The organism is Victivallis sp. (genome assembly GCF_048170485.1).
In the GTDB taxonomy this organism is placed as follows: Bacteria; Verrucomicrobiota; Lentisphaeria; order Victivallales; family Victivallaceae; genus Victivallis.
Map to the genome: position 1 here is coordinate 1 of NZ_DBEXAY010000003.1, position 11,688 is coordinate 11,688.

General features: G+C 60.2%; 13 protein-coding genes. 9 read left to right on the forward strand and 4 right to left on the reverse strand.

Features of this window, described 5'->3' with window-relative positions; genetic code table 11:
- Positions 1–232 precede the first annotated feature (232 nt).
- Positions 233–1,183 (forward strand): FkbM family methyltransferase, encoded by a 951-nt coding sequence (locus ACMLHG_RS00080; RefSeq protein ID WP_295807769.1) that lies wholly within the window; start codon positions 233–235, stop codon positions 1,181–1,183.
- A gap of 76 nt (positions 1,184–1,259) precedes the next feature.
- The gene (locus tag ACMLHG_RS00085; RefSeq protein ID WP_295807768.1) at positions 1,260–1,670 is read left to right on the forward strand and encodes a hypothetical protein; all 411 of its coding nucleotides are present in this window, start codon (positions 1,260–1,262) and stop codon (positions 1,668–1,670) included.
- An 18-nt stretch (positions 1,671–1,688) separates the two neighbouring features.
- Here the strand turns inward: ACMLHG_RS00085 and ACMLHG_RS00090 are convergent, their stop codons facing one another.
- From ACMLHG_RS00090 to coaD, 4 genes are all read right to left on the reverse strand, one after another.
- Complete coding sequence (locus ACMLHG_RS00090) at positions 1,689–1,934, reverse strand: hypothetical protein (RefSeq protein ID WP_294437171.1); 246 nt, start codon at positions 1,932–1,934, stop codon at positions 1,689–1,691.
- Complete coding sequence (locus ACMLHG_RS00095) at positions 1,918–2,367, reverse strand: hypothetical protein (protein WP_417169130.1); 450 nt, start codon at positions 2,365–2,367, stop codon at positions 1,918–1,920. Before ACMLHG_RS00095 ends, ACMLHG_RS00090 begins: the two co-directional genes overlap by 17 nt.
- 203 nt (positions 2,368–2,570) lie before the next feature.
- Positions 2,571–3,035, reverse strand: a complete 465-nt coding sequence (locus ACMLHG_RS00100) for a YceD family protein (RefSeq protein WP_294437167.1) — start codon at positions 3,033–3,035, stop codon at positions 2,571–2,573.
- Positions 3,032–3,526, reverse strand: a complete 495-nt coding sequence (gene coaD, locus ACMLHG_RS00105) for a pantetheine-phosphate adenylyltransferase (protein ID WP_295807762.1) — start codon at positions 3,524–3,526, stop codon at positions 3,032–3,034. The genes ACMLHG_RS00100 and coaD overlap by 4 nt, the downstream gene beginning before the upstream one ends.
- An 88-nt stretch (positions 3,527–3,614) precedes the next feature.
- Here coaD and ribF point away from each other — a divergent pair, with 88 nt between their 5' ends.
- The 7 genes from ribF to ACMLHG_RS00140 all read left to right on the forward strand — a co-directional run.
- Entirely contained in the window at positions 3,615–4,589 is a 975-nt protein-coding gene (gene ribF / locus ACMLHG_RS00110) for a riboflavin biosynthesis protein RibF (RefSeq protein WP_417169131.1), read from the forward strand.
- Positions 4,590–4,593: 4 nt separating this feature from the next.
- Complete coding sequence (locus ACMLHG_RS00115) at positions 4,594–5,634, forward strand: MerR family transcriptional regulator (protein WP_295807758.1); 1,041 nt, start codon at positions 4,594–4,596, stop codon at positions 5,632–5,634.
- The gene (acpS, locus tag ACMLHG_RS00120; protein WP_294437159.1) at positions 5,631–6,005 is read left to right on the forward strand and encodes a holo-ACP synthase; all 375 of its coding nucleotides are present in this window, start codon (positions 5,631–5,633) and stop codon (positions 6,003–6,005) included. The genes ACMLHG_RS00115 and acpS overlap by 4 nt, the downstream gene beginning before the upstream one ends.
- 117 nt (positions 6,006–6,122) lie before the next feature.
- Positions 6,123–8,138, forward strand: coding sequence for a glutaminase domain-containing protein (locus tag ACMLHG_RS00125; protein ID WP_417169132.1), 2,016 nt, complete (start codon positions 6,123–6,125; stop codon positions 8,136–8,138).
- Positions 8,139–8,377: 239 nt separating this feature from the next.
- Positions 8,378–9,982 (forward strand): ABC-F family ATP-binding cassette domain-containing protein, encoded by a 1,605-nt coding sequence (locus tag ACMLHG_RS00130; RefSeq protein ID WP_417169133.1) that lies wholly within the window; start codon positions 8,378–8,380, stop codon positions 9,980–9,982.
- A 127-nt stretch (positions 9,983–10,109) separates the two neighbouring features.
- Positions 10,110–11,288 (forward strand): glycoside hydrolase family 28 protein, encoded by a 1,179-nt coding sequence (locus ACMLHG_RS00135; RefSeq protein ID WP_417169134.1) that lies wholly within the window; start codon positions 10,110–10,112, stop codon positions 11,286–11,288.
- A gap of 196 nt (positions 11,289–11,484) precedes the next feature.
- On the forward strand, positions 11,485–11,688 hold a 204-nt coding region (locus tag ACMLHG_RS00140; RefSeq protein ID WP_417169135.1), incomplete at its 3' end, for a hypothetical protein.

Genomic DNA, 11,688 nt, shown 5'->3' on the forward strand with positions numbered 1-11,688 from the left:
AAAAAATTATATTTTACCACTTGCAATCGTTTTTTTGATATACTATTTTAAATTGACAAGATTTATATAAGACGAATATCTATTTATACAACATTGAAAACCTAATATTTTTATGGAATTTTAAAACAACGAACTTGTTCAAACTCCATCAAGCAGACTGGATGCCATGACATCATATATAAAAACCTGTTATAAAATATCTGATTTTATTTTCGGAAGATTTTCAGAAAAGTTGAAAATTATTGTCAATGTCATGATCCATGAATGGCAGATGGCGCCTCTGGCCCCCTGTTTTGGTGATGAGTTTCATGGGGTATCCGAGGAGGAGGTGAATTCCACCTTTCATGACCTGGACAGCGAGTCTGTATCGCAGATAAAAAAATATCTGAAGGGAGTCTGCTTCCTTCCGGCCGGAAGCCATGATTTTTTCTTTTACAACACGCGGAAATTTTTCACTTCGGAAGAATTGAAACAACGGAATATGATACGAAAAGAGCTCTTCCGAGAACAAAAGAAATACCATTTTCCCCGGACATGTTCCGGAATGGAAAGCTTTCTGACACATCACGGCCTGCGGCTTCTCGATTTTCCCGTCCGGGATTATCTTCGCGATGGTAACTTCATCGATGCCGGCTGCTGTTTCGGAGATTCCGCGCTCGTCTTTCTCAAACACTACGCCCCCGGGAAAGTGTACTCCTTTGAACCATCGGAAAGCAATCGCAACGTGTGCAAAAAATATCTGAAACGCAACAAGATCAATCCCGAAAAAATAGAGCTCGTTCCCCTGGGACTGGGAGCAGAAAACGAAACGATCTTTTTTCATGAGACTCCAGGGGAAAGCAATTCTCTCCTGACACATGCGGAAAACGGCATACCGATCACAGTCAAGACGCTGGACACATTCTGTACAGAACGCAACCTCTCCCGGGTAAAGTTGATCAAAGCTGACATCGAGGGCATGGGTATGGATATGCTCCACGGAGCGGAAAAAGTAATCAGAGAAAACCGGCCGGTCATGAGCCTGAGCATCTATCACAATAAAAAGGAACTCTTCGGGATCTATCAAACTTTGCAGAAATGGAATCTCAACTATCACTATATGGTACGAATGCTGGCATGGCCCCTTCCCGGCTTTGCGGAATTGTCACTGCTCGCCTGGCCGGCGGAGCTGGAAAGCAAATGAAAACAATCCCCTTACAGCAAAACAACTATTGACTTTTTTCTCATGGGAACTATATTGTTTTCAGGAGGATGAAATCATGTGGAAAATTCTTGCAGCAGTTCTTCTGACCGGGTGTGTGGCGATGGGAGGTGGCAACACCACCTACCGCGACGCCTCCGGCAAATACTCCGGCAGTGCGACGACCAGCGGAAACCGCACCACCTACCGCAACGCCTCCGGCAGATACTCCGGCAGTGCGACGACCAGCGGGAACCGCACCACCTACCGCGACGCCTCCGGCAGATACTCCGGCAGCGCGACAACCAGCGGGAACCGCACCGTCTTTCGCGATGCCTCCGGCAAGTATGTCGGCAGTGCGACGACCAGTGGGAACCGCACCGTCTACCGCGACGCTTCCGGGAAATACTCCGGCAGCGCGACAACCAGCGGGAACCGCACCACCTATCGCGACGCTTCCGGCAAGTACTCCGGCTCCTCTTCCAGATAGTTCCGGCCTGGAACCGGACTACCGCAGGAACACCGCCAGCACCGCCGCGACCGCAATCAGCGTCGTCACCAGCCACTGCCAGTCGATTTTCCGCTGGCGGTGTTCGGCGTGATGCTGTTCGACGCTCTGGGCGAGCACCCGGACCTCGGCCAGCAGTCCCGGTTTGCCGTTGCCGTAGATCGCCTCGTGAATGCGCCAAAGGGTTTTGTTGTTCTCCGTCGTCAGCGACTCCAGCGCCGTCATGCGCTCATTGATGCTCGGCATCTGCCACCTCCTTCTCCTTCCAGGCCGCCGTTCCGAAGGTGCGAAGCAAGAGATAGAAACACTCCGCCCGCACCATCGCCAGGTAGCGCAGCGGATGGTACCAGCCGTAGCTCCGCTTCGCCGTGCGGACGATGTTCTCCCGGAATCGCCGATCGGCCGCCTCGCGCTCCGACGCGTTGCCCCCTTCGAAATACTCCACATCGTGAATCATCGCCGCCGCCTCCGCAAACGGCGAAAGCGCGGTCAACAGTTCCCGCATGATTTCCGGCATCCAGTCCGCGCCGATGCCGTTGCAGATCTCCTGCAGTTCCGCAGGCGTGTAGGAATCCAGTTTCGAACGGCCGCACAGCTGCAATTGTTCCGCCTCGCGCCGGAGGGCGACAATCTCTCCGACGGTGTAGGCGGATGAATTTTCCCCACTCTTTTCTCCCATGAAATCGTTCCTTTCCGGTCCTTACGGAATCCGGTCGACGCGGCGCCCGCCGCATCGCCTTCCGTTTCAGTAGGGAATTTTGTCAATTCCCGGCCGGAAAATTTCCGCGGAACAGCAGAAAAAAGGGCAAAAAAAAATCCGCTCCCGACAGCCGCGCCGGAAGAACGGCGCAGACCGGGAAGCGGCCCGGCGGAAAAACCGGGTTACAGTTTCAGATCATCCAGCGCGTCCCAGCAGGAGGGGCCGGCCGCAGGCGGTTCGCAGCCGCAGACGGTGCGGTTGCGGTTGGCGCCGCAGACCGGACACAGCCCCCGGCAGTCGTCGGAGCAGAGCAGCGTCATCGGCAGAGCGAGCAGCATTTCCGACCGGATGTCCTCGGAAATATCCATCTCCTCCTCGTCGCCGATTTCGAGAAAGAGACAGATGTTGTCGGCGCTGACCTCCTCCTCAACCGGCTCGAGACAGCGGCCGCAGAGACCGGAAAGCCGGGTCGCAACCTTCCCTTCTACCAGCGCACCGCCGGAAACCGATTTGACCACGAGATCGTAGGAGACCGGCGCACACACCGTCAGCAGATCAGAGGGCTCGACTTCCAGAAATTCCGCCGGCTCGCTGCCGACCAGTTCGATCGGCTCCTTCTCGAGCCGGGCAACGGAGAAGCGAATCATTTTCTCCCCTCCTTCGCGGCAAGTTTCGCCTCGATGGCGTCGGCGACGACGGCGGGGACGTAGTGGCGGAAATCCCCGTGCAGAGCGGCGACCTCCTTCACCAGCCGCGAAGCGACAAACGAGTTGTTGAGCGTCGGCATCATGAAGATGGTTTCGCACTGCGGGCGGAGACTGCGGTTCATCAACGCCATCTGCAGTTCGTATTCGAAGTCGGAGAAGGCGCGGAGTCCGCGGAGCACCGCCTGCGCCTGATATTCCACGATCGCATCGACCAGCAGGCCGCGGAATGCAACCACCCGCACATGGGGCAGATCGGCACAGCTCTTCTCGATAAGCTCCTTGCGCTCCTCCAGCGTGAACATCGGCGTCTTTTCGGAATTTACGGCCACCGCGACGATCACCTGATCGAAAAGCAGCCCGGCACGGACCACCAGATCCAGATGGCCGTTGGTGAACGGATCGAACGATCCGGGATAGAGTACGGTTTTCATCGCGTTTCCCTGTTGACGGAAGATTGATTTCAGTGTATCTTAATATAGTGACCAAATGGAGTAATTTCAATACCGGAGCATTCGGGAGTTGAACGATATCTTAAATTTCAGCATGGCCGGGAGCTCCCCGGCTCTGCAGGGGGAACGGCGCCGGCTGGTGCTGGGTATCGGCGTATTCGACGGCGTCCACCTCGGCCACCGCAGAATCATCGAAGAGGTGGTCAAGCTGGCAGAACGCAGCGGCGCGGTGCCGACCGCCCTCACCTTCGACCCGCATCCGCGGGCGGTGCTCCGCCCGGAGGAGCCGCCGGCGCTGCTGGTGCCGCTCACCGAACGGGTCCGGCTGCTGCGGGAGGCGGGGGCCGCCCAGGTGTGGGTCATCCGCTTCTCGCCTGAATTCGCCGCGCTGGAACCGGAGGATTTTCTCGCCCGCATGCTGGAGTGCCCCGAATTCGAACTCTGCGGCATCTGCGTCGGCGAAAGCTGGCGCTTCGGCCGCGGCGGCCGGGGCAACCGGGAGCTGCTCGACGACTATGCGCGGCGGCGGAAAATCGACTTCATCGCCTGCCCGGAGGTCCGGCTGAACGGCGAAGTGATCAGTTCAAGCGCAATCCGGCGCGCAATCGCCTCCGGGCGGCTCGACGCGGCCGAAGCGATGCTCGGCCGCCCCTACCGGCTGGTCGGCAAGGTGGAGTACGGCTACGGCGCGGCGACCAGCCGGCTGGACTGCCCGACGGCGAACGTCTCCTTTTCGGCGGGCGTCCTGCCGCCGGACGGGGTCTACGCGGCGGCGGCGATCCGCGACGGCAAAGCGTATCCGGCGGCGGTCAACATCGGATTTGCGCCGACGTTCGGCTGGAAGCAGGCGGTGCGGCGGCTGGAGGTTCACCTGCTCGACTTCTCCGGCAATCTTTACGGTTCGGAGCTGGGGGTGGAATTTCTCAGCCATCTGCGGGAAGAGCGCAGTTTCTCCTCCCCCGAGGAGCTCAAACATCAAATCGGCCGGGACATCGCCCGCATCCGCGATTTCTTCGCCCGGCGTTACCATCAACCGGAGGAATGACACGATGACGACGGAAAACCGGCGCTTTCTCGCAAGCGACCTTTCGCAGGAACTCGGGTTGCCGCGCAGCACCATCAATGACTGGCTGACGCGCTATGCGGAATATCTCGAATCCGAAAACCGGGGCAAACGCCGGTTCTATTCGGAAAAATCCCTCCAGATCCTGCGTGAAATCGCCGAGTTGCGCAACGCCGGCAACAGCTCGTTCGAGATCGAACAGCAGCTCGCCGCCCGGTACGGCATCCGTCCGGAGGTGGCTCATCCGGAGGAAGCGGAAGCCGCCGCACAGGAGGAGTCCGCCTCTCCGGCCGCGTCCCCGGCGGAGAATCCGGCCGCCGCGGACGGCGAGGGCGAGACACTGCCGATGCTCCGCCCGGCCTTCGACGAAATGAGTTCGCAGTTCACCCGGGAGTTCACCGCGCTGGCCGCGAAATTCGAGGAGCTGGAGCGCGAACGGCGCCGGATGCTGCGCCGGATGTGGGGCGCCGGGCTGGCGATCATGGCCGCCGCCCTGCTCCTGCTTCTGCTGCTCGGCGCGGCGCTGTGGACCCTGCACGGGAAGTTCGAGCGGAGCAAGGCGGAAAACGCCGCCGCAGTGGCAAGCCTGACCCGGGGCGGCGAGAAGCTCTCCGGCCAGATGGAGACCATGCGGGCCGAACAACGGCGGGAGACGGAGAAGCTCGGCGTCATGCTGGACCAATCCCGCGCCGACTTCCAGCGGAACGCCGAACGGCTCGGCAGTGAACTGGCGGAACAGCGCAAAGGCTTCGAGCGCCGCATTGCGGAACTCTCGGCGGATGCCGAAAAGAAACTTCAGGCGGAGACGCTCCGGCTCAAGGAGGAGTTCGCCCGGAAACAGCAGCAGGAGCTGCGTGAACAGGCCGCCGCCTACGAGAAAAAGATCAGCGAGGCGAAAGCCGGCATCTCCGCGGCGAAGGATGACGCCGACCGCGCCCGCAAAGAGAGCGGAGAACTCCGCCGCCGTCTGGAGGAGCTGGAGAAATCCCGGCCGGTTGAAGAGAAAAATTCCGGAGTGCAGAAATGATTGCGGGAATCGGGACCGACATCGTCGAAATCCAGCGGGTGAACGCGTCACTGCAGCGCTTCGGCAGCGCCTTCCGGAACCGGGTTTTCACCCCCGCGGAACAGGAGGAGGCGCGCCGCCGCAACGAAGCGCCCTCCTTTTACGCCGGCCGCTGGGCGGCCAAAGAGGCTGCGGCGAAAGCGCTCGGCTGCGGCATCGGTGAACAGTGCGCCTTCACCGAAATCGAAGTGCTCTCCGGCGACCACGGCGCGCCGCAACTCACCTTCACCGGACACGCCGCGGAAACCGCCGCCCGGCTCGGAGTGAAACGGTGTCACATCTCCATCAGCCACGAACGGGCTTACGCGGTGGCGTTCGTGACGCTGGAGTGATGTACCCGGACAGCACGATGCGCATTTTACACATCGAATCGTCAACTTTCTCCATTTCAGAAATCCATTTTTGCGCCTATATTACAACCAGGACACCCAAAAGAGGGAGGGACAAAAATGAATTCGACGCCACTTGCGCCGCTGCGTGCGCCGGCCGTGCCGCTGATTGTGCACGATCCTTATTTCAGCATCTGGAGCTTTCAAGACGAGTTGACCCGGGAGTGGCCGCACCACTGGACCGGTTCCAGCTACGGAATCAGCGGTCTCCTGCGCATCGACGGCAAGTGCCGGAACTTCTGCGGGCGTAACGCTTTCGCTCCGGCGATGGAACAGCGCTCCGTGGAGATCCTCCCCACCCGGACCATCTACCGCTTCGAGGCGGAGGGGGTGGAGCTGGAGCTCACCTTCCTCACCCCGGCTCTGCCGCACCGGCTCGACGTGCTGTCGCGGCCGCTCACCTATGTGATCTTCCGCCTCGCCTCAACCGACGGGAAACCGCACAAGGCGGAACTCTGCTTCGACTGCGGCGCGGAACTCTGCGTCAATCTGCCGACGGAAAAGATCGTCTGGGGCAGAGCGCACTCCTCCCGGTTCGAACTGCTCTATGCGGCCTCCACCAATCAGCGGCCGCTGACCATTGCGGGCGACGATCTGCGGATCAACTGGGGGAAGAGCTGTCTTGTCATTCCGGCCCCTGCGGAGGAGACTGCGATCGCGCCGAGCTGGCCGTTGCGCACGACCTTTGCGAAAACCGGAGAACTCCCGGAGGCGGACGATATCGAATTCCCGATCGAGGCCCGACTGAAATATCAGACGCTGGCGGCGAAACTGACCTTCGACCTTCCGGCAGAGGGAGCGCAGGAACGGTTCGTGGCGGTCGCCTATGACGACCCCTCCCCCATCGAATATCTCGGGCAGAAACTCCGCCCGTACTGGCGGGAATCGTTCGCCGGATTCCGCGAGATGGTGGAAGCGGCGCTGGAAGAGTTCTCCACACTTCGCGAGGAGTGCATCCGCTACGACCGGATGCTGATGGAGGACGCCCGGAAGTGCGGCGGCGAAAAGTACGCCCGGCTCTGCGCGCTCGCCTTCCGTCAGGCGATCGCGGCTCACAAACTTGCGGCTGACTTCGACGGCAGTGCGCTCTTCTTCTCGAAGGAGAACTACTCCAACGGCTGCATTGCGACGGTGGATGTGACCTATCCTTCGGCGCCGCTCTTTCTGCTGACCGCTCCGGAGCTGGTCAAAGGGATGCTCCGGCCGATTCTGCGCTATGCGGAGAGCCGCCGCTGGAAGTTCCCCTTCGCCCCGCACGACCTCGGAACCTACCCTCTCGCCAACGGCCAGGTCTACGGCGGCGGCGAAGAGACCGAGGAGAACCAGATGCCGGTGGAGGAGAGTGGCAACATGCTGCTGCTCGCCGGTGCGCTGGTGGAATTCACCGGGGAGACCGCCTTCGCCGCGGCGCACGAAGCGACGCTTCGCAAGTGGGCGGAGTATCTGCTCGACAAGGGATATGATCCGGAAAATCAGCTCTGCACCGACGACTTCGCCGGTCATCTTGCGCACAACACCAACCTTTCGCTGAAGGCGATTCTCGCCCTCGGCGCCTACAGCCGGATCGCCGCGGCGCTCGGCCATGCGGAAGAGGCGGAAAAATTCCGCAGCTCCGCCGCGGCCGCCGCCCGGAAATGGGTGGTCGATGCCGCAGATTCGGATCACTACCGGCTCGCCTTCGACCAGCCCGGCAGCTGGAGCCAGAAGTACAATCTGGTCTGGGACCGGCTCCTCAACCTGAATCTGTTCCCGAAGGAGGTGGCGGAAAAAGAGCTCGCCTTCTACCGCACCCGCCAGAACCGCTACGGACTGCCGCTGGACAACCGCCGCACCTACACCAAGCTCGACTGGATTCTGTGGAGTGCGACGCTGACCGGAAAAGCGGAGGATTTCGCCGCGCTGCTCGACCCGGTCTACCTCTGGCTCAATGAAACGCCGACCCGGGTGCCGCTCACCGACTGGTACGAAACCACCGACGGCAAGAAGGTCGGCTTCCAGGCCCGGTCGGTGGTAGGAGGGGTGTTCCTGCGGATGATGTCCGAACCGGAACTCCGGAAAAAGTATCTCACCCTGTAAGCGACGGAACTTCAGCGTGCCCCGCAGATGTTGCGGGGCACGTTTTTTTTCGCCTTCCCCCCGCGACAGTTCCGCACACTCGGCAGCCGATAGCGAAAAATTGTCGCCTCCGACAGAAATTTTCTGGCAAAAGTGCCGGTCATGTGATATAGTATGACGATTTTTTCTGTCGGATTACAAAAAACGGGGCGGCCGGCGAACCGGCCCATGTTCAATCAGCATAAGGTGCGACACGAGAAATGATTTCCGCGAGCGACATTTCGATGCGTTTCGGGCAGCAGACGCTGTTCGAAAACGTCTCCGTCAAATTCAACCCGGGCTGCCGCTACGGCCTGATCGGAGCCAACGGCTCCGGCAAGTCCACATTCATGAAGATCCTCACCGGCCAGCAGCAGCCGACCACCGGCTCCATCGCAGTCGACAAGGAGTGCCGGATCGGCTTCCTCAAGCAGAACCACTACGATTATGAGGAGGTTCCGATTCTCGACGTGGTCTGCATGGGCAACGAAAAACTCTGGAGCATCCACCGCGAACGGGAGTACCTCTACAGCAAGGCGGACCTCACCCCTGAAGAGGAGGAGCGCGCCAACGACATCGAAGGGCTCTTCGCCGACGCCGGCGGCTACACCATGGAGTCCGACGCCGCAAAACTGCTCGCCGGGCTCGGCATCGCCGAGGAGTTCCACACCCAGCCCCTCTCGACCCTCACCGGCGGCTTCAAGCTGCGGGTCCTGCTGGCCCAGGTGCTCTTCGACAATCCGGACATCCTGCTGCTCGACGAACCGACCAACCACCTCGACATGAACAGCATCGACTGGCTCTGCAACATGCTGCGCAGCCATGAGGGCACCGTGGTGGTGATCTCCCACAACCGCTACTTCCTCAACGAGGTGTGCACCCACATCGCCGACCTCGACTATCAGGAAATCCGCCTCTTCACCGGCAACTACGACGCCTTCATGACCGCCAACGCGATCGCGCTCGAGAACATCCGCCGCGAAAACCAGAAGAAGGAGAACCGGATCAGCGAACTCAAGGAGTTCATCAACCGCTTCGGCGCCAACGCCTCCAAGGCGCGGCAGGCGACCAGCCGCCAGAAGGAGCTGGAGAAGATTCAGCTCGAAGAGATCAAACCCTCCAGCCGGGTTTCCCCCTTCATCCGCTTCCGTTCCGAAGTCCGGCTCGGCGAGCGGGTCATCGAAGGAACTGATCTGGCCAAAGTCTACGACCGGCCGCTCTTCGAACACCTCAACCTCACCATCGGCAACGAGGAGAAGGTCGCCATCATCGGCACCAACGGCGCCGGCAAGACCACGCTGCTCAAAACCCTGCTCAAACGGATCGAGCCGTGCAGCGGCGACGTCGTCCACGGCGAGACGGTCAAGCTGAGCTATTTCCCGCAGGATGCCGCCGAAGTGCTCAATATGGAGGAGCGGGCGATCGACTGGCTCGCCCGGTTCGCCCCCGAACGCGGCCTCACCGAAATGGAACTTCGCTCCTACCTCGGCAAAATGCTCTTCAGCGGCGATGAAGTCTACAAGCCGGTGCAGGTGCTCTCCGGAGGAGAAAAGGCGCGGCTGATCCTGGCGAAGATGATGCTCGAAGCGGGCAATGTCCTCGCGCTGGACGAGCCGACCAACCACCTCGACCTCGAATCGATCGAAGCGTTGAACTACGCGCTGACCCTCTACCCGAACACGGTGATCTTCGTCAGCCATGACCGGGAGTTCGTCGGCAGTCTGGCCACGCGGATCATCGAGATCAGCGACGGTGTCGTCACCGACTATCCGGGAACCCTCGCGGAATACGAGGAGTTCAAACGGCGGCGCGCCCGGAAGAAATGAGGCGTCCCCCGGCAGGAGAACGGAGAAAATCGGCTTTTCCTCCGTTCTCCGCCTTGCTTTTTTTTCCACCGGGAACTATACTAATAGGCTGAAACAGTTTCTTCTAACCAGATCAGGAAGATTGAATATGGATTACCTTGTCAGTGAAAAGAGCGGCGCCGCCATCCAGCAGGCGATTGAACGCGCCGCACAGGCCGGCGGCGGCCGGGTGGTGCTTGAGCCGGGCGTCTACCTCTCCGGCACGCTCTATCTGCGCAGCAACATCGAACTGCACATTCCGGCGGGAGCAAAGATTCTCGGGGAATCGACGCCGGAGCGTTACGACGACTTCCGCCACCCCGGCTTCGACGCTGTCGCGCCGGAAGGGAGCCGCAAGTGTCTCATCGCCGCCGCGGAGTGCGAAAACATCTCCATCACCGGCGGCGGAGAGATCGACGGAAACGGCCCGCTGTTCTACGACCGCAACGTGCCGCCGGGGAAATTCTTTGCCAAGCCGCCGCACCCGCGTCCGCGGATGGTGCAGCTCTACCGCTGCCGGAATGTGTTCATCGACGGCGTATCGTTCCTCGACTCGCCGGGGTGGAGCTTCTGGCTGATCGCCTGTGAAGATGTCCACATCAGCCGGATCCGGATCATCGGCTGTCAGCAGATGATCAACAACGACGGCATCGACATCGACAGCTGCCGCCGGGTGACGGTGAGCGACAGCTTTTTCCGCACCGGCGACGACTGCCTGATTCTGCGGGCCATCCGCCGCTCGCCGGAGGAGCCTTCGATCTGCGAGGAGGTCACCGTGACCAACTGCGTGCTCGACAGCGCCTGCCAGGGAATCCGGATCGGCTGCCCGAGCGACGATACCATCCGTCACTGCACCTTCAGCAACATCGTCTTCCGCGGGAAAGGGAACGGAATCGTCAGCGTCCATCCCTACCGCTATCTGCGCAAAGAGTGCTGCGGCTATCTGCAGGTGAGCGATCTGTGCTTTGAAAATTTCGACATCGTCTCCGGAGGAGCTCCTGTCGTAATCCTCTGCGAGGGGGCAATCCGGCTGCGGGGGCTGGAACGGCTCACCTTCCGCAACTTCCGCGTCCGAGCCAGACGCCCCTTCCAGCTGGAAGGGAATGCAGCCACGACGCTCAGCGACCTGCGCTTCTCCGGCATCTCCGGAACGATCGAAGGGGATGTGCCGTTCATCGCCCGGCATGTGTCGCGGTTGAATCTGAACGAAATCGAACTTTCCGGCAATACGGGGGAACTCCCCCCGTTCGAACGCCCGGAGAGCGACTCCTGGGAGTCGAAATTCTGAAAAAAAGCCCCCCGGAACAGCGCGGTACGGAACATCTCCGTACCGCGTTTTTTCTTGCTGTCGCTGGAACGGCCAAGCCCGGAAAAATTTTTTTTGTACAGCAAAAATTGCGAATAAACCCGCGCCGTCTGTATACAAAATTGTGACAATCTGTATACATCGCCTATAATGAAAGGAGTAATCACAGGAGCTCGTCATGCTGTTGAAGGAGTGCTCAAACGTCGCGACAGCAGCGGTCTCTACCTCAAAACGGCCTTCCATGAGTATTTCGCCACCGCTTTCTACATCGACAGGCCGAGCGGACGTTTCCCGGCCTGTCCGCCTTCTCTTTGAATTGCCCTCGCGCGCCGGCCAGTTCCCGGAGAAATTCCCCATTCCGGGCAGAAAATCAGATTTGCCG